The organism is Leeuwenhoekiella sp. W20_SRS_FM14, assembly GCF_052119605.1.
GTDB lineage: Bacteria > Bacteroidota > Bacteroidia > Flavobacteriales > Flavobacteriaceae > Leeuwenhoekiella.
In genome coordinates, this window is the sequence record NZ_JBGQOK010000001.1 from 629025 (window position 1) to 647507 (window position 18483).

At 35.8% G+C, this 18483-nt stretch carries 16 protein-coding genes; 13 read left to right on the top strand and 3 right to left on the bottom strand.

The features are described 5' to 3' along the window. Positions 1-31 precede the first annotated feature (31 nt). A complete protein-coding gene (locus ACEN25_RS02600) occupies positions 32-382 on the bottom strand; it encodes a DoxX family protein (protein ID WP_441801516.1) in 351 nt (116 codons plus the stop codon). Between the two features lie 201 nt (positions 383-583). Between ACEN25_RS02600 and ACEN25_RS02605 the strand changes: the two genes are divergently transcribed. From ACEN25_RS02605 to ACEN25_RS02615, 3 genes are all read left to right on the top strand, one after another. Continuing rightward, entirely contained in the window at positions 584-1843 is a 1260-nt protein-coding gene (locus ACEN25_RS02605) for an NAD(P)/FAD-dependent oxidoreductase (protein WP_441801517.1), read from the top strand. Positions 1844-1922: 79 nt separating this feature from the next. Beyond that, on the top strand, positions 1923-2495 hold the full coding sequence (locus tag ACEN25_RS02610) for a gluconate 2-dehydrogenase subunit 3 family protein (protein ID WP_441801518.1): 573 nt from the start codon (positions 1923-1925) through the stop codon (positions 2493-2495). After that, positions 2492-4201 carry a GMC oxidoreductase gene (locus ACEN25_RS02615; protein WP_441801519.1) on the top strand — a complete coding sequence of 570 codons (1710 nt, stop codon included), beginning with the start codon at positions 2492-2494 and terminating at the stop codon, positions 4199-4201. The genes ACEN25_RS02610 and ACEN25_RS02615 overlap by 4 nt, the downstream gene beginning before the upstream one ends. 71 nt (positions 4202-4272) lie before the next feature. Here ACEN25_RS02615 and ACEN25_RS02620 read toward each other — a convergent pair whose 3' ends face one another. Then, entirely contained in the window at positions 4273-4857 is a 585-nt protein-coding gene (locus ACEN25_RS02620) for a pseudouridine synthase (protein WP_441801706.1), read from the bottom strand. Between the two features lie 139 nt (positions 4858-4996). Here ACEN25_RS02620 and ACEN25_RS02625 point away from each other — a divergent pair, with 139 nt between their 5' ends. From ACEN25_RS02625 to ACEN25_RS02645, 5 genes are all read left to right on the top strand, one after another. Then, a complete protein-coding gene (locus ACEN25_RS02625; RefSeq protein WP_441801520.1) occupies positions 4997-5566 on the top strand; it encodes a PepSY domain-containing protein in 570 nt (189 codons plus the stop codon). Positions 5567-5576: 10 nt separating this feature from the next. After that, a complete protein-coding gene (locus ACEN25_RS02630) occupies positions 5577-6623 on the top strand; it encodes an MBL fold metallo-hydrolase (RefSeq protein ID WP_441801521.1) in 1047 nt (348 codons plus the stop codon). A gap of 190 nt (positions 6624-6813) precedes the next feature. After that, on the top strand, positions 6814-7263 hold the full coding sequence (locus tag ACEN25_RS02635; RefSeq protein ID WP_441801522.1) for a KTSC domain-containing protein: 450 nt from the start codon (positions 6814-6816) through the stop codon (positions 7261-7263). A 16-nt stretch (positions 7264-7279) separates the two neighbouring features. Continuing rightward, positions 7280-8134, top strand: a complete 855-nt coding sequence (locus ACEN25_RS02640) for a DMT family transporter (protein ID WP_441801523.1) — start codon at positions 7280-7282, stop codon at positions 8132-8134. Between the two features lie 127 nt (positions 8135-8261). Continuing rightward, entirely contained in the window at positions 8262-9317 is a 1056-nt protein-coding gene (locus ACEN25_RS02645) for an NAD(P)-dependent alcohol dehydrogenase (RefSeq protein ID WP_441801524.1), read from the top strand. 76 nt (positions 9318-9393) lie between these two features. Here ACEN25_RS02645 and treS read toward each other — a convergent pair whose 3' ends face one another. Further along, entirely contained in the window at positions 9394-12705 is a 3312-nt protein-coding gene (gene treS / locus ACEN25_RS02650) for a maltose alpha-D-glucosyltransferase (RefSeq protein WP_441801525.1), read from the bottom strand. 512 nt (positions 12706-13217) lie between these two features. Here treS and ACEN25_RS02655 point away from each other — a divergent pair. From ACEN25_RS02655 to ACEN25_RS02675, 5 genes are all read left to right on the top strand, one after another. Continuing rightward, positions 13218-13412: a cold-shock protein gene (locus ACEN25_RS02655; RefSeq protein WP_028375283.1), complete on the top strand. Its 195-nt coding sequence runs from the start codon at positions 13218-13220 to the stop codon at positions 13410-13412. 123 nt (positions 13413-13535) lie between these two features. After that, entirely contained in the window at positions 13536-15086 is a 1551-nt protein-coding gene (locus ACEN25_RS02660) for an SDR family NAD(P)-dependent oxidoreductase (protein WP_441801526.1), read from the top strand. 3 nt (positions 15087-15089) lie between these two features. Continuing rightward, complete coding sequence (locus ACEN25_RS02665) at positions 15090-15314, top strand: VF530 family DNA-binding protein (protein WP_441801527.1); 225 nt, start codon at positions 15090-15092, stop codon at positions 15312-15314. Between the two features lie 38 nt (positions 15315-15352). Then, positions 15353-15919 carry a Crp/Fnr family transcriptional regulator gene (locus tag ACEN25_RS02670; RefSeq protein WP_441801528.1) on the top strand — a complete coding sequence of 189 codons (567 nt, stop codon included), beginning with the start codon at positions 15353-15355 and terminating at the stop codon, positions 15917-15919. Between the two features lie 77 nt (positions 15920-15996). Next, entirely contained in the window at positions 15997-18306 is a 2310-nt protein-coding gene (locus tag ACEN25_RS02675) for a beta-glucosidase (protein WP_441801529.1), read from the top strand. Positions 18307-18483 lie beyond the last annotated feature (177 nt).

Genomic DNA, 18483 nt, shown 5'->3' on the forward strand with positions numbered 1-18483 from the left:
CCGGAAATTAAGGCTAAACCTTGATATACGATCACTGGTTAATTACGTTTAAGTGTACTGCAGCTACAAATAGACTTAGAATTAAAAGAAAAAGAGATGGTATGTATTTATGAAAAGGATTTTTCACTTTAATATGCGCAAATTGAGCACATACCATTAAAAGGGCCATTAACAAAGCAGGAACTCCGGCTAAATCTTCATACCAAATGCCCGCGATTAATAAAGTAGATAATGCGATTTTAGATGCTCCTACACAATTACGAGTGAGGTCTGATAAACCATATTGCTTAAACTCTTTTACAATATTATCCCATCTAAACACCCAAACGATGACAATTGAAACGGCGATAACAATTTGTGCAATAGTAGCAAGTAAATCCATAGTTAATAATTTTTGATGAAATTATTGATATGTTTTCTAATGGTCAATAAGTTAGGATTAATCTTTAGTTAAAAGACTTTCAAATAAAATGAATGAATATTCATTTCTATACATTTTTGATGTCAAAATCGGATTTTGATTGTTAAATTGGTCTTTAATTATTAGTTGCTTACCCCAAGAAAAAAAGAGCTCACACATGTTATGAAAAGTAAAAATCAAATTAATATATATATAGTAGGTGCAGGAATAAGTGGTTTAATTGCTGCTCAAATTCTAGAAAATCACGGTTATTTACCTATAATTTTAGAAGCTACAGACCGTGTAGGTGGACGGGTTAAGACAGATATAATTGAAGGATATCAATTAGATCACGGTTTTCAAGTTATGCTTGAAGCCTATCCTAAAGCCAAAGAATATTTAGATTATGAGAAACTTGATTTACAGAAATTATTGCCGGGTGCAGTAATTTTCAAAAACGGTGATTCGCAAACTTTAGGCGATCCTTTACGTGCATTAAGTCTTGCAATACCTACAGTTTTAGCTTCAGCAGGGAGTATACGCGATAAAATAAAAATATTAAAACTTAATAATGACCTTGCAGCTAAAAGTCTGGAAGAAATATTTAATACAGAAGAACAAACCACTTTAGAATATCTACAAAATTTTGGTTTTTCAAATCGCATAATTAATACATTCTTCAAGCCTTTTTTTAGCGGTATTTTTCTAGAAGTAAATTTACAGACCTCAAGCCGTATGTTTGAGTTTGTCTATAAAATGTTTGGCGAAGGTCTTGCTGTGATTCCTAAGGCGGGCATAGGAGCGATTTCAGAGCAATTAAAATCGAACTTAAAGAACACAACGTTTAAATTTAATACAAAAGTTAAACAGATAACAAATGAGTCTATAATTCTTGAAGACGGTAGTCTACTTAATTCAGACAGCACTATTATTGCGACCGAGGCAAGCCCTCTCATTGCTAATTTGAGCAACCAACAAATTGAATGGAAAGGTGTAGATAATTTATATTTTGAAGTAGATACAATGGTTTTAGAAAAACCTATAATTGGTTTATTTCAAGAAGAAAATGGTTTAATTAATAATATTTTCTATCCTACGTCAATAGCAACACAATCTAAAGGAACAAAGACTTTACTTTCGGTGTCTGTGGTTAAAGAGCATCAACTTTCTGAACAAGAGCTCGTAAATGCTATAAAAAAAGAGCTTAGTCAACAAGCCAAAATAGAGAATTGTAGATTTTTAAAACGTTACCGCATTACTAAGGCCTTACCTAGACTATCTAACTTGCGCTATAGTATGGCACCTACTGAAACCAGATTAAGTAGTAGTATATTTTTAGCCGGAGATCAGCAGCTTAATGGTTCGCTTAATGCAGCAATGATAAGTGGAGAACGAGCAGCATTAGGAGCAATTAAAGTTCTAGAAGGTGGTTTAGTAGATTAAGCATTTTTAATTTTTCACACTTCTTTGGTTTTCAATTAATAGTTGTACTTTTTAATCTGTTTAGAATCTTAAGTAAATTATGAAACGTAGGAATACAATTAAATTAATGGCTTTGGGCACAGGAGCCTTTTTTGTTACACCTTTAGTGAGCAATCTTCTAGTAGGTTGTAAGACAGAAACAAAGCCAAAATATGCAAATCTTGAATTTTTCTCTGAAGAAGATTTTGCAATCGTATCTGTTCTGGTAGATATTATTATTCCCGAAAGTGAAGATAGTCCGGCTGCATCTGAAGTTGGAGTAGATATGATGATAGATCATATGATTGCAGGAGTATACGATTCAAAGCAACAAGATGTATTTAACTCACAATTTTCAGATTTAAAATCCTATTTAAATTCAGCAAAGGATGCAAATTTTATTGATATAAAACCTGAGGATAAAAAGTTAATTGTTACCGCTTTACTCTCAGAAAAAAATGCTTCAACTAAAACTGCACTTGAGTCGTTTTATAATATTAAAAATCAATCAATTAACTACTATTTAAATACAGAAAAAGTAGCTAAAAATAATTTAAATTATCTTCCGGTTCCCGGTCCTTATTTGCCGTGTGTATCCTTAGAAGAACTTAACGGAAAAGCCTGGGCAATATGAGTACTCAAAAAGACGTACCTACAACTTATGATGCAATCGTTGTAGGATCTGGTATCAGCGGCGGTTATGCAGCAATGGAGTTGTGTAAAAAAGGTTACAAAACACTAGTTCTGGAGCGTGGTCGCAATATAGAACACATAACAGATTATGATACTGCACATAAAGATAATTGGGAATTACCTTATAACGGGCGTGTACCGGTAGAGGAGATTAACGATCATTATACTAAGCAAAACCGCTTAAACTGGTGGATAAATCAAGACAATAAACCATTTATAAATAAAGACAGCGATTATCCTTATGATGAGATAGAACGTTTTGACTGGATTCGCGGTCATCATTTAGGTGGTCGTTCACTTATGTGGGGGCGTCATTGCTACCGCTGGAGTGATATAGATTTTGAAGCAAATGCCAAAGAAGGCATTGGGGTAGACTGGCCTATACGCTATGCAGATATTGAACCCTGGTATACTCAAGTAGAAACATTTGTAGGAGTAAGCGGGCAGGCCGAAGGCTTAAAGCAGGTTCCTGACGGTGTATTTTTAAAGCCTTTTGAGTTAAACTGTGCAGAGCAATCATTTAGAGAAAAGGTAAAAGAAAAATATCCTGAGCGTATTATTACTCCGGGGCGTGTCGCTAATTTATCTGAATACAATCCCGAAATACATTTAGGAACACGAGGACAATGTCAAACGCGCAATCGTTGCTGGCGAGGTTGTCCGTTTGGAGCTTATTTTAGTAGTCAGTCAGCTACATTACCCGTAGCTAAAGAGACCGGAAATCTTACCATACGTCCAGATAGTATTGCTGCAGAAGTTATTTATGACCCCAATACAGAGCGTGCAACCGGCGTACGTGTAATTGATGCAAATACAGGTGAAGAAATTATATACAACGCAAAAATTATATTTTGTAACGCGAGTACTATTGGCACTACGGCCTTATTGTTAAACAGCCGTTCTGAGCGTTTTCCTAACGGTTTAGGTAATGATAGTGGTGAATTGGGTCATAATCTTATGGATCATCATTATGGTATGGGAGCCAGCGCTACCTTTGAAGGTTTTGAAGATACCTATTATCAAGGTCGTAAACCTAACGGATTCTATATTCCGCGATTTAGAAATATTGATAAAGAAACAGAACAAAAAGAATATTTACGAGGGTTTGGGTATCAGGGTCAGGTTGCCAGACAAACTGATATTGCACCAGAACAAATAGGAGAAGCGCTAAAAGCTGAAATCTTTAAACCGGGGCCTTATAAGATAAATGTAGCGTGTTTTGCCGAGATGCTACCCTACCACGAGAATCGTATGTTTTTAAATCACGATAAAAAAGATCAACACGGCCTCCCGATAATAACTTTTGATGCAAAATTGCGTGATAATGAAATGAAATTGCGAGAGGATGGCGTTAAATGCGCGGTAGAAATGCTTGAAGCAGCTGGCTGTAAAGATATTAGCTATTACAATAATGTAACGGCTCCCGGAGCTTGCATTCACGAGATGGGAACGGCTCGTATGGGTAATGATCCTAAAACCAGTGTTCTTAACAAATGGAATCAAATTCACGCTGTGCCTAACGTATTTGTAACCGATGGTGCGTGCATGACCAGCAGCGGAACCCAAAATCCTAGTATTACTTATATGGCATTAACGGCGCGAGCAGTTGATTATGCACATAAACAACTAGAAGCAGGGGAGTTGTAGGTTTGCATTCAATTAAAAAAATTATTAAAAAACTCCCTTTTTTTCTGATGCTTCGGAAAGAAAAGGGAGTTTTAAATTTCCCCATCCCACACCAAAACATCACCGGGCTTCATATTCTCTAATTTTAGATTACCTATGCGCACGCGTACCAGGCGTAATGTAGGACAATCTATAGCCGATGTCATTTTACGCACCTGTCTAAATTTTCCTTCTTTTATGGTGATACTTAACCAGGTTGTAGGTCCGTGGCGCGCATCGCGTATTTTCTTTGCACGTTCCGGAAAATTTGGTGTTTCCTGAAGACGCCTCACAGCCGCCGGTTTTGTCGTATATTTTTTTCCGTCAAAACCTATTTCAATGCCCATACGTAATAAATCAAGTGTTTCTTCGCTAGGATCACCATCTACAAGCGCATAATATTCCTTTTCAATGCCGCTTCGGTTTATAAAATCACTTAGTTTACCGTCTGTAGTCATCAACAATAAACCTTCAGATTTCTCGTCTAAACGGCCAATGGGCATAATACCATCAGGCCAATGATATAGATCTGCGAGAAATTTTTTTTTGCGAGCCTGACGCTCATCATTACTGCTTATTTGGCTAATATATCCGTAAGGTTTAAACAATAAGTAATAGGAATGATCAGTCAATGTAATACATGTTGTTTCGCTTTGCGAAAGTAATCTAATTAAGATTAATCAGAATAGTACAGATGTTTAACACGAACTAGGAATCTGGCTTGTACCAATGATTTATTTTTGATTTTTCTAAATTATAAAAAGTGTTTTTTTAAGTATGCCTTCACAACAAAAAAGAAAGAATCAGGCTAAGATACTCAGGCAATTTCGCGCTGTACATAGAGCAATGGGAGCGGTGTTGTTTGTATTCTTTTTTATTATTTCAGTTTCAGGATTACTTTTAGGTGTTAAAAAGAATAGCGGAGATGTATTACTACCTAAAACTCAAACGGGCACTACTTCAGATTTAGGCCGCTGGTTGCCATTATCAGAGCTAAAAGAAAAAGCGATAACCGTACTAAGAGATTCAATATCACCAGAATTATCTCAAGAATTAGATAGAATAGATGTAAGAAACGAAAAAGGTATAGTCAAATTTATCTTTGCCAATCACTATTACGGTATTCAATTAGATGGCGCTACGGGAGCTGTTTTAAGCATAGGAAAGCGTAGATCTGATGTGATAGAAAATATTCACGACGGTTCTATAATTGATAGTTATTTAGGTACCGGGGGATATGTAAAACTTATTTATACGCTTATTATGAGTATTGCTTTATTACTTTTTACCATTACCGGCTTCTGGTTATGGTATGGTCCTAAACGTATGCGAAAATCCAGATCTTAAATTTAAAATGATGTTTAAACAATTTGGTGGTAAAATTACTGCAGAATTAAAAGCCAGATACGAGAAGTCTCCAAATTGGCGCAATGGCAGCTTTCAAAATTTAGAAGAAACTTCAATGGATGTAGGTATTACTGAAATGCCTGGACTATTATATAAATTATTCTTTGAGAAAGACCCTCAGGCTGCTCCTAATCAAGATTTAGCAATTGAAAGTTTTGATTTAGATGCATTCTTAAAATCTTCAGACGATATTAAATATATTTGGTATGGGCACGGGGTTTATCTAATGCGTATAAATAACAAAACACTTTTAATAGATCCTATGCTAGGACCGGATTCTGCACCTATTTCTCCGGCGAGAACACCACGTTTTTCGGCTAATGCACTAGACCTAATTGATGATTTCCCCGAAATAGATCTGATGCTGTTAACGCACGACCACTATGATCATTTAGATTTAGCCAGTATTAGAAAACTTATCCCAAAGATTAAATCCTATTATGTGGCCCTGGGTTGTGGGCGACACCTGGAAGCCTGGGGTGTTCTCAAACATAAAATCACAGAATTTGACTGGTGGGATGTTTCAATTTTTAATGGTATTAAAATTACGTTTACCCCAAGCCGACACTTTTCGGGACGGGGTTTACGAGATCGTGCTAAATCTCTTTGGGGTGGTTGGGTTTTTAAAACAGCTACCCAAAACCTGTTTCATTCTGGTGATGGGGGGTATGGGGCTCATTTTAAAGAGATAGGAGATAAATTAGGACCTTTTGATTTTGGATTTATTGAATGCGGTCAATACGGAGAGAAATGGAGCCAGATTCATATGTTTCCTAAAGAAAGTGTTGAAGCTGCAATAGACGCAAAAGTAAGTATAGCCACGCCTTATCATTGGGCAGGATTTAAACTAGCCTTTCACAGCTGGACAGAACCAGCTGATTTGTTTGTAAGGTATGCGATAGAAAATAATTTAAACTACACATTACCCAGACTGGGACAGCTTATGCATCTAAATAATACCTGTCAAACTCATATGTGGTGGAAAGAATTAGACTAGACTCAACAGCCTTTTATTATGTGCTATCAATTAACCAGAAATACTTTATAGATAAGACAACGTTAACTCTTTGAACTTAAATTGATAAGCATCATAAATCGTTTTAAATAAACTCTTTTAGAATAATAATGACACCTATGTTTTACGTGATTTAAAAAGCTTAGCTTTGCGGCTTCTAAAAAATGACGCAATGAAACGTATTACTGCCTACCGAAAATTATTTAACACAGATAAGAATGCTGATCTTAAGCAACTTAAAAAGGCTTACCGGAATCTTGTAAAAGAATGGCATCCAGATAAATTTCAGGATGGTGACGTACTAAAAGAAGAAGCAGAGTTAAAAAGTCGGGAGATTATTGATGGATATCACTTTTTAGTAAGTATCGCTCCAGAAACTACAGCTGCCAATTTAGAAAATTATACAGCAGTAATTAATTCTGAAGGTATTGTAAATTATCAGCATAAAGGAGTTCTTCTTGAAATTACCTTTACAGATGGCAGTACCTATGAGTATTTTGGTGTACCGCGTAATGTCTTTTTAAAGTTTCACAATGCAGGTAATCAAGTGCGTTTTGCAAAACGTAATATTTACACAAGCTATACCTATCGCAAATCTAAACGCGAATTGCAGGAAGCATAATCTATATATTTTATAAGTGACTAAAAAAGCAATATTCGCAGTGATAATAGCGGCCTGTATTGCAGGTTTTAATGGCATACTTATAAAAGCAATGCCTAGTTTAACAACGGGTACCATCGGCTGGTTTAGAGTTGGGGTACCCGTTCTTTTTTTACTTCCCTCTCTTATTTACAACAGAGAAATTAAGATTACAGGAGATTATAAAATGCTCATTCTTGCAACAATAATTAACGCTGTACGCCTATATTTTTATTTAGTCGCCTTTATTTATACGTCAATTGGCAATGCGGTGGTTCTTTTTTATGTCTATCCATTATTTGTAACACTTATAGAAACGCTTATTTACAGAACTCCTATTAATAAAACTCAGATATATTTAATAATTCTCGCCTTTGTGGGCATAGCTATTACCTATCTCAACAAGCCATTTAGTTTTGAATCTAATGATTTTATAGGGATGATGGCATCTATTATGTCTGCTGTAGGTTATGCTTTTTTTGTTTGTATTTTTAAACGACAGACCCCAAACTATAATAAAAAACAATTACTTTTCTTTCAAAATTTAGGTGGAGCCTTATTATTTCTACCCTTTTTGTTCACTATGGAAGCACCCGTACCGGCACAATTAGGAATTGCAGTTTTTTATGCATTACTCATTGGTATCATTGTCTTTAGTTTGTTTTTCTTTGGTTTAAAACATTTAAACGCCACAACAGCAACTTCATTAATGTATCTTGAAGTTTTAAGTGCAGTAATTCTTAGCTTTTTAATTTTAGATGAAAAACTAACGTGGAATACCTACTTAGGAGGAAGTTTAATTTTAATAAGTAGTTTCTTTATTTCCCGTCTTAACCGAAAGGTTACTACCTGAAAATAACTTATAAATATCCGTTTTATTAACCTAGGTTAGGTATATGCGTTAAACTTAATTTAAATAGATCTTCTCATTTTTTATTTCCCTTTACAATAGCGTTATTTTACTTAAAATATATAATAGTATGAGCGAAGTAAAAGCATATGGCGCAGCAGATGCCAAAGCAGAATTAAAACAAATAGTAATTGAACGTAGAGACGTAAAGCCTCGTGACGTTAAAATTAAAATTACATATTGTGGTGTTTGCCACAGTGATATACATACGGTACGTAACGATTGGGGTGGTTCAAAATACCCTGTAGTTCCCGGGCACGAAATTATAGGTAAAGTTCTTGAAGTAGGAAATGAGGTTACTAACATTAAAGTAGGTGACACGGTAGGTGTAGGATGTATGGTAGATTCTTGCCGTGAGTGTGAACCATGTAAACAAGACTTAGAGCAATTTTGTGAGCAGGGAATGGTAGGTACTTATAACGGCAAAGATAAGCATCTAGGAGGGCATACCTTTGGTGGTTATTCTGAAGAAATCATTGTAGATAACTATTACGTTTTGAGTGTTCCGGAAAATCTAGACGAAAAAGCCGTAGCACCCTTATTATGTGCTGGTATTACCACATTTTCTCCACTAAATCACTGGAATGTGAAAAAAGGAGATAAAGTAGGCGTTATAGGTTTAGGTGGTTTAGGACATATGGGTATCAAATTTGCCCACGCTATGGGAGCACATGTTGTGATGATTACCACAAGTCCTGAAAAAGGTAAAGATGCAAAACGTTTAGGTGCTGATGAAGTGTTGATATCTAAGGATGCCGAAGCAATGAAGCAACATAACGGTACTTTCGATTTCTTATTAAATACTGTACCTGTAGGACACGATACCAATCCATATTTAAATTTACTTAAAATTGATTCTACAATGTGTATGGTAGGAGCTGTAGAGCCACTTGAGCCTATGCACGGAGGTAACTTAATTTTAGGACGTAAGAGTATTGCAGGATCCTTAATAGGTGGTATCAAAGAAACTCAGGAAATGCTTGATTTCTGTGGTAAACACAATATTGTAAGTGATATTGAAATGATCGATATGAACACTATTAATGAAGCTTACGAACGCGTTATTAAGGGTGATGTAAAATATCGTTTTGTAATTGATATGGAGTCTTTGCGTAAAGCGGAATAATTATCCTTCAAGTAAATTTTAAAACCCCCGATTCTTTTGAAAATCGGGGGTTTTTTGTTCTTTAATTCTGGTTCAATTAATTTTTACAGCTATCTAAAACGGCAAGAATACCGCGTAATGCTACCAGAGACCAGTGTGGTCTATTTTCTAATTCGGTAGTAAGTTCTATAAGTGATTTTTCTAGTAAAAAAGTGTTGAGCACCACCTTATAGTCAGTTTCATTTTGCGGTATTAATTGTGAGTCCTGCATGGTTTCATTATAACCATTTAAATAAAAACGGGTCGTATGATAATACCATGCTTCTGCCCATTGCTCCAAATCTGATGGGGAGTATGAATCTGTATAATTCTGCTCTAAAATTGGTGTATACGCAGCATAATGCAGTGAACGAATCATTGAAGCGACGTCTCGTAGTGCAGATCTAAGTATACGACGCTCACTAAAAGCTTTTGAAGGATCACCTTCAAAATTGATGATGATAAAATCTTTCCCGGTCCACAATAAATTCTGAAGCTGAAAATCACCGTGAGTACGTATTTTAAACGTATCTATTTTGTGATCAAAAACACGTTTAAAACAAGAAAGCACCTCGCCTTTGCGAGCAAAAACTACTTTTGCTTCCTGTTTTATAGCTTCCGGAAGTGTTGGTATTGCTTTTTTTAATTTTTCAAAAGCCTCACGGGTAAGACTTTGCAAGGCAGAATACAATGATCGCTGGTAGTGTAAAGAAAATTCTTCTTGCTCAACGCTCATAAATCCTTTTAAATTTGAGAGTGCAATGTGCATCTCTGCACTGCGCTTCCCCAATAAACTCAACCTTTCAGGAATAATATTATCTATTAAGAGTTGGTCCTGTTCATTCAAATCTTCAAAAACAAGCACCTTCGTGCGTTTTGAAACATCAAGTTCTGGTGTCTGTGGATGTTCCTGGGTCTCTACGCGCTCCATATACCTGTGGGCCGCATCTGTCGTATTTTCCCAACCCGTACCGGTGTTACTAACCAAATCCTGCATCATTCCTAAAACGGCTCTGTTTTTTTGTTTTGTCGCATAAATCAAGCTACCCATATAATCTGGTGTGTTTTCAAATTTTACGACTTCCGTAAGATATTGAGCAATTTCAGCATCGGGATTTATGGTACTGTCTAATCTTCTATATAATTTTAAAAAGTAGCGGTGATCATAAATTATAGAAGTATTACTTTGTTTAGTTTCGATAAGTCGCGACCCTACATGCTCAATATCTGCATCAGGAGTAATTGAACCTTTCTCAAACAGAAGAGCTTCTTTGCCTAATTTGAGCGTTTTACCGTGTTGCAAACTGTAAAATAAATAGGATCTAAATGGTTCAACATACACCGCATCTACAAACAGGCCTTCTGCTGAATCTAGTATTAGTTCTGCCAGAATTCCATTTTGAGGAACAGCTTCTAATAAACTCTCGTGTATATTTTCAATAAAGCAAACCGGTAATTGATAAATTTCAGGTAAGCCTTCATTAAAAATCACTTCTACAATTAGATTTTTAACCTGTAAATTTTCCACAGGCAAATCAAAAAGATTAGTGATATGCATTGATTGAATGGTACGTTCCCGATCACCGAACCAATATTTACCCTTAAAATAGCCGGGAAGTAGCTGTTCTTCAAGGTATTTTCTGTTTTTGGTATTAAATAACGTATCCCAATTTTTTGTTTTTAATTGCGATAGCGGTCTATCCTGATGTTCTGCCTCGGGTTTAGTTAAAGAGAACCAATAATACCCGTGTGGAGCCAACGTGAATAGGTAAGGGTTAGCGGTTATCTTAGGAAATTTATTTCGGCTAAAAACTTCAACCGGTATGTAATCTTTATAGTCTTCAAGTTCTAATTCTACTGCTTGTGAGAAACGAGATAAATTGGCAACAACAAGAATCGTTTCATCCTCGTAAGTACGTGTAAATGTCAGGATTTTGGCATTTGAAGGGGCTAAAAACTGAATATCCCCACGCCCAAATGCTTTGAAATTTTTTCGCATATTCATAATGCGCTTCATCCACCACAATAGGGATGATGGATTCATTTGCTGAGCTTCAACGTTAACTGATTCTGCACGATATTGCGGATCTATAATAGTAGGTAAATACAGTTTCTGAGGATTTGCCATTGAAAATCCGGCATTACGATCTGCAGTCCATTGCATGGGCGTGCGTACTCCATCGCGATCACCTAAATAAAAATTATCACCCATCCCAATCTCATCACCATAATAGAGAACAGGTGTTCCCGGTAATGAAAACAGCAGCACATTCATCAATTCTATTTTGCTACGGTTATTATCGAGTAAGGGAGCTAATCGTCTTCTAATACCCACATTTATTTTTGCTTTGGGATCTTGAGAATATACTTTATACATATAATCCCGTTCCTCATCGGTAACCATTTCTAAGGTTAGCTCATCATGGTTTCTTAAGAAAATTGCCCATTGGCAAGCTTCGGGTATATCTGGGGTTTGATCTATTATATCTATAATAGGGTAGCGGTCTTCCATCTTAACAGACATAAACATACGTGGCATAATAGGAAAGTGATAATTCATATGGCACTCATCACCTTCGCCAAAATAGGCAGCAGAATCCTCTGGCCACATATTAGCTTCAGCTAGCAGTAATTTACCATCATATTTAGCATCTATACGTGCTCTTAGTTTTTTTAGAAAAACATGCGTTTCGGGTAAATTTTCACAATTAGTACCGTCTCGCTCAAATAGATAAGGAACCGCATCAAGTCTAAAACCATCTACACCCAGTTCACACCAGTAATCCATAATATTAAAAACCTCCTCCTGTACTTCGGGATTATCAAAATTTAAATCAGGTTGATGCGAAAAGAAACGATGCCAGTAATAGGCATTTGCTTCGGCATCCCAGGTCCAGTTTGAGGGTTCTGTATCTGTAAAAATGATACGTGCGTCTTTGTACTTTTCTACTGAATCACTCCATACATAATAATCTCTGTATTTAGAACCTTTTTCGGCTTGTCGTGATAATTTAAACCACTCATGTTGATCTGATGTATGATTAATAACAAGTTCTGTAATTACCTTTAATCCTCTATTGTGAGCTTCTTCTATAAAGCGTTTAAAGTCATCAATTTCACCATATGATTTATTAATGGTGTAGTAATCTGCAATATCATAACCGTCATCACGTAGTGGAGAGGGGTAGAATGGGAGTAACCAAATTGCTGTAACCCCTAAATCTTCAAGATAATCTAACTTCTGTAACAAGCCTTCAAAATCACCAATGCCATCACCGTTGCTATCAAAAAAAGCTTTTATATGTAACTCATATATGATTGCATCTTTATACCAGTTTTTTTGATCTTTATCGGTGAGTATGTTTGCCATGTGAGGTTTTTTAATTTAAAATTCCTTGATATGATGATAAAGTTAAAGAAGTGACTTTAAAGAAGCCGTTAAATATTAACTAAAGCGTACCAGTGAGTAGGTTTAAAAGGGAATAATTAGAATCCTATAGTACCTTGTGTATATTAAAAAATAGATAAATAGAATAAATTGTTGTGTGTAGTATATTTAGACTATATTTGTATCGTTAAATTATTTAAGTGACAATTTAAAACTGCAAATAAATCTTTTAATAGCAATAGTGCAGTACACATTTTATAAGTAAATAAAAGCTCTCGAGGCAAGTTTCAATTTAAATACGGGTGAAGATCTTTCTTCACTTATGAGATTCAAATACTACTTCTTCCATAGTTCTAAATACATCAGAACCTTTTAAAATCCCTGTAAAATAAAAATTAAGACCAGAAAGCATATATAGGTTTTAATTGTAATTTTTAAGTATGAATGCAATACAACGATTTGTAAATAAATTAATTAATAATAGAGTAAACGTAATGAAAGAAGGAACAGTAAAATTTTTTAATAACGCTAAAGGTTTTGGATTTATTAAACCTGAAGGGTCTGACGAGGATGTTTTTGTACACGCAAGTGGTCTTATTGACGAAGTACGCGAAAACGACCGTGTAGAATTTGAAACCGAAAGAGGTAAAAAAGGAATCAACGCGATTAATGTACGTGTGATTGACTAATCATATAGACAATTAAAATGCTAAAAAGCCTTCTTTATGAGGGCTTTTTTTATGCCTTATTTTGTTTACAATACCCGATAATTTCAGTTAATTTTGAAATTTTATTAGTACCCTATACTACCAATGTCACAACAAGAATCAGAATTATCTAATGCATATTCTGCAGAAGATATTGCTAAATGTATTGAAGTTTTAGAACATCTAAATACCAATACAAACCTCATTTTTGAATTACCTAAAGAGCAACGTATTGCACTTTTAAAGTCTACAGGAAAATTGTCAAGACCTAACCGTGACGAGTTTTCACGTAGAAAAAAAGATGCTAAAAAAGCGCAAAAGCGCAAACAGGCTGCAAGAGATAAAGCGGCTCGCAAAGAAACCGGTATTCGCAGCGCTCGTGAGGCTTTAATATTTACGGCTCCTAAACTTCTTGCAGCAGCAGATCTAAGTGCTATAGAAACTCAAGAATTACAGACACCCCGCAATTGCTATGTGTGTAAAACTGAATTCACAAAATTGCACCACTTCTACGATACTATGTGCACCGAATGCGGAGATTTTAATTACGCCAAGCGTTTTCAAAATGCAGACTTGACTGGGCAGGTAGCTATAATTACCGGATCGCGTCTTAAAATAGGCTACCACATCACATTAATGTTATTACGTGCAGGGGCAACAGTTGTTGCAACCACAAGGTTTCCAGTAGATTCTGCAATACGTTTTTCTAAAGAAGATGATTACCACGTCTGGGCAGATCGTTTAAAAATTCATGGGCTCGATTTACGTCATATTCCCAGTGTTGAGATTTTCTGTAATTATATAGAGCAGCGCTATGACCGTCTGGACATTCTTATAAATAATGCAGCACAAACTGTGCGCAGACCTGCAGGATTCTATCAGCATTTAATGCCTAATGAAGAAAAACCATTAGCAGAACTACCTAAATTTATTAGACAAACTCTAGAGGATCATATAGAATGTCTTGATGAACTTAAGTCCTTAGGAACTACAGCAAGTGCAAACCGAAATATGCCTGTAACCTGGCATGGTCCTGAACCAGGAATAGGAATACGGGCTTCAGCAAAATTATCGCAAATACCCTATAGTTTTGACAACTCGTTACAAGCTTCAGAAGTGTTTCCTGAAGGTAAACTAGATGCAGATTTACAACAGGTAGATTTGCGTAAGACAAATAGCTGGCGCTTAAAGCTGGGAGAGATAGAAACTACAGAAATGATTGAGGTACAACTGGTTAACTCAGTAGCTCCATTTGTTTTGTGTAACCGTCTTTCAGAACTAATGAAGAAAGAAAATACTGGCAAAAAGCACATCATAAATGTATCTGCTATGGAAGGTAAATTCCATCGCTTTTTTAAAGAAGATCGTCACCCACATACTAACATGGCTAAAGCAGCCTTGAATATGTTAACACATACTGCTGCCGGGAGTCTTGCCAAAGAAGGTATTTTTATTAACGCTGTAGATACAGGCTGGGTAACAGATGAAGACCCTGCAGAATTGGCAAAACGTAAAATTGAAGAACACGATTTTCAACCGCCACTTGATATTGTAGATGGTGCTGCCCGTGTAATTGACCCGTTGTTTGATGGTATTAATACCGGTAAACACTGGAGCGGAAAATTTTTAAAAGATTATTTCCCCATAGACTGGTAAACTATGGAACAACCCAATAATCCCTTACACGGTTTAACTCTAAAAGTTATACTCGAACGTCTTGTAGCTCATTATGGCTGGGAAGAATTAGCAGATCGCATTAAACTAAATAGTTTTAAGTCAAATCCCTCAATAAACTCTAGTTTAAAGTTTTTGAGAAAGACAGATTGGGCTAGAAATAAAGTAGAAAACTTATATTTAAAGACTAAAAATATTAGCGACTCTTAAATTAAGTTTAGTTAAATCTATTTTTAAATACTGGTTTTATGATAGATCAATTTCTCAATAAATTAGGCAGCCTAAGCTATTTAAGTCATTCGACACGAGATATGCTTAAACCGTTTATAACTGTCAATTTTTTTGAAAAAGGGGATTTTATATTAAAGCAGGAAGAAATTTGTCGAGATCTCTTTTATATACAAAGTGGTTTTGCCAGGGAATACTATTTTAAAAAAGGCAAAGATGTCACTGAATGGTTTGCAGGTACCGAAAGTTTTTGTTTTTCAATCGAGAGTTATTTTAATAATACGCCCAGTAATTTAATTATTGAGGCTCTGGAGCCTTCAAAAGTTATATTTCTTTCTAAAGAAGGACTTATGGGCTTAAGTAAAAATAATATAGAAATCTCCCGGTTGGCTACAACCTTCTTTTCTTATTCATTAATAGCATCTCAGCGTCGTATGGAAAGTATTCATTTTCAAAGTGCAAAAGAACGCTACTTATACCTTATTGAGCAGCAACCTAAAATCCTTCAAAAAGTACCCCTCTCACACATTGCTTCCTTTTTAGGAATTACACAGGAAACGTTAAGTCGTATCAGATCAAAAATATAGCGTCTGATTATTTGATAATTGTCAAAGGTTTTTGCTATTATATTTTACATATTTAGAATCTAATTAATATTCTAATTATGAAATTAAAATCTTTTGCGTTTTTACTCTTGATTTGTAGTAGTGCTATTGCACAACAAACTACAGCAGAACAAGTAGCTCAATTGAGCCTCGAAGAAAAAATTTATTTAGTAATAGGAACTGGTATGAATGTTCCTGGTGTTGCCAAAGGGGCAGAAGCCCCGCAGGCAATCGTAGGCGCTACACAAGATAAAGTTGCAGGTGCTGCGGGAACAAGTTATCCCATTAAAAAATTTAACTTTCCTGCAGTTGTATTTGCAGATGGCCCGGCGGGAATTCGTATCAGTCCCACACGCCCAGATAATCCAGATCAAACGTTTTATGCTACCGGTTTTCCTACAGCAAGTAGTTTATCATCTTCTTGGAATGTCGACTTAGCTCAACAAATAGGAAAAGCTTTTGGTATTGAAGGTCGTGACTATGGTGTAGATGTGTTGTTGGCACCGGCACTTAACATTCAACGAAATCCATTAGGAGGAAGAAATTTTGAATATTACTCAGAAGATCCGGTTTTGTCAGGAAATATTGCAGCAGGTTTTGTAAATGGGGTTCAGTCTGAAGGTTTAGGTGCTACTATTAAACATTTTGTAGCTAATAACTCAGAGACTAACCGAACTGCATTAAATACTGTTGTAAGTGAGCGCGCACTTCGTGAAATCTACCTTAAAGGATTCAAAATTGCAATAGACAAAAGTAATCCTATGGCAGTAATGTCATCTTACAACAAAATAAACGGCACTTATGCTTCTGAAAATGAAGAGTTACTTAATCAGCTTTTACGAGAAGAATGGGGATATGATGGTTTTGTGATGACCGACTGGTTTGCGGGTACTAATCCTGTTGCACAAATGATAGCTGGTAATGATTTGCTTATGCCGGGAACAGACCGCCAGGCAAATGCAATTAAAGAGGCTGTAGAAAATGGAGAATTGGATGTAGCTATTTTAGACCGAAATGTTACAGCCATTTTAAATGCATACAAAAATACTTTTGCGTTTAAAGGATACAATCCTTCGGGAAAAACAGATCTAGAAGGTCATAAACTGATTGCCCGCAATGCAGCTACAGAGGGAATGGTTTTATTAAAAAATGAGGCTGTACTTCCATTAGCTGCAGATGTAAAAATAGCTTTATTTGGTTCGTCTTCCTATGAGACCATTGCAGGAGGTACCGGAAGTGGTGATGTAAATAAGGCCTACAGTGTATCGCTTTTAGAAGGTTTACAAAATGCTAATCTTAAACTTGATGAGCATTTGACCTCTGCGTATTCTATATATATGAAAGAAGAACGTGCTAAAATTCCACCAAAAGCAATGTTTTTTCTAAAAGATGAATTAGTCCCTGAAAAGAGCTGGACAAAAGAAGAACTTTCAGAAATTGCTAAAGAAAATGATGTTGCCATTTTTACGTTAGGACGTACTTCGGGAGAATTTCAAGATCGTACAGATGAAGGTGATTTTAGTTTAACAAGACTAGAAAAAGATTTAATTCAAAATATTAAGTACGCTTTTAATGCTCAGGGAAAATCATTCATTGTAATTCTGAATATAGGTGGTGTTATTGAAACAGCTTCCTGGAAAGATTATGCAGATGCTATTTTATTAACATGGCAGCCGGGTCAGGAAGCCGGTAATGCCATTGCCGATATCTTAAGCGGAAAATCTAATCCTTCCGGGAAATTACCGGTTACATTCCCTATTCAAATAGCAGATGTTTCATCTAGCAAGAATTTTCCGGGAACTGTACTTGATCCAAATGCTCCTAAGCCCCAGAATATAATGCAGGGCGTGCCTTCAGAAGAACTATATCAAGAAGATATTTATGTGGGATATCGTTATTTTGATAGTTTTGAGATACCGGTTTCGTTTCCTTTTGGTTTTGGGAAATCCTACAGTACGTTTACCTATTCAGATTTAAAAGTAACAAATGAAGATGGAATCAATGTAAGTTTTAAGGTTACTAATACCGGCGCTAGAGCAGGGAAGGAGGTTGCACAACTCTATATAGCTGCACCCGCTACCGGTCTGGAAAAGCCAAATAAAGAATTAAAGGCTTTCGCTAAAACAGAGGAATTGGCTGCCGGCGAATCACAAATTATAAACTTTGCGTTAGCTCCTGAAGAATTAGCTTCCTACGACAGTACAGCAAGTGCCTGGAAATTAGATGAGGGTATTTACAAAATTCTCGTTGCTACAGATTCAAAAACTATTAATCTGAAAGCCGAATTAAAAATTAATGCTTCGGTTGTGCGCCAAACTAAAAAATTGTTGGCTCCAACAAAAGAGGTTTCTATTCTATCAAGAAATTAAAAAACTATTCCCCTTATATTTTACAGCGAGCAGCTTACTAACTACAGGTAAGCTGCTTTTTTTTATAGAAAATAGCGCTCTATAAAGTTTTCAATAATCTAGGAGTTAATTTTTATAAGTATCTTCCACTGCTTTTAATAGGATAATTCCTCTTGGTAGTGTCAAAAAATTATTACA

What these genes read in the sequence shown, in the direction of transcription:
- ACEN25_RS02630 (WP_441801521.1), top strand. Translation starts at nt 5,577, where the DNA reads ATGTTTAAACAATTTGGTGGTAAAATTACTGCAGAATTAAAAGCCAGA.
- ACEN25_RS02600 (WP_441801516.1), bottom strand. Translation starts at nt 382, where the DNA reads ATGGATTTACTTGCTACTATTGCACAAATTGTTATCGCCGTTTCAATT.
- ACEN25_RS02605 (WP_441801517.1), top strand. Translation starts at nt 584, where the DNA reads ATGAAAAGTAAAAATCAAATTAATATATATATAGTAGGTGCAGGAATA.
- treS (WP_441801525.1), bottom strand. Translation starts at nt 12,705, where the DNA reads ATGGCAAACATACTCACCGATAAAGATCAAAAAAACTGGTATAAAGAT.
- ACEN25_RS02610 (WP_441801518.1), top strand. Translation starts at nt 1,923, where the DNA reads ATGAAACGTAGGAATACAATTAAATTAATGGCTTTGGGCACAGGAGCC.
- ACEN25_RS02670 (WP_441801528.1), top strand. Translation starts at nt 15,353, where the DNA reads ATGATAGATCAATTTCTCAATAAATTAGGCAGCCTAAGCTATTTAAGT.
- ACEN25_RS02635 (WP_441801522.1), top strand. Translation starts at nt 6,814, where the DNA reads ATGAAACGTATTACTGCCTACCGAAAATTATTTAACACAGATAAGAAT.
- ACEN25_RS02660 (WP_441801526.1), top strand. Translation starts at nt 13,536, where the DNA reads ATGTCACAACAAGAATCAGAATTATCTAATGCATATTCTGCAGAAGAT.
- ACEN25_RS02675 (WP_441801529.1), top strand. Translation starts at nt 15,997, where the DNA reads ATGAAATTAAAATCTTTTGCGTTTTTACTCTTGATTTGTAGTAGTGCT.
- ACEN25_RS02665 (WP_441801527.1), top strand. Translation starts at nt 15,090, where the DNA reads ATGGAACAACCCAATAATCCCTTACACGGTTTAACTCTAAAAGTTATA.
- ACEN25_RS02625 (WP_441801520.1), top strand. Translation starts at nt 4,997, where the DNA reads ATGCCTTCACAACAAAAAAGAAAGAATCAGGCTAAGATACTCAGGCAA.
- ACEN25_RS02655 (WP_028375283.1), top strand. Translation starts at nt 13,218, where the DNA reads ATGAAAGAAGGAACAGTAAAATTTTTTAATAACGCTAAAGGTTTTGGA.
- ACEN25_RS02615 (WP_441801519.1), top strand. Translation starts at nt 2,492, where the DNA reads ATGAGTACTCAAAAAGACGTACCTACAACTTATGATGCAATCGTTGTA.
- ACEN25_RS02645 (WP_441801524.1), top strand. Translation starts at nt 8,262, where the DNA reads ATGAGCGAAGTAAAAGCATATGGCGCAGCAGATGCCAAAGCAGAATTA.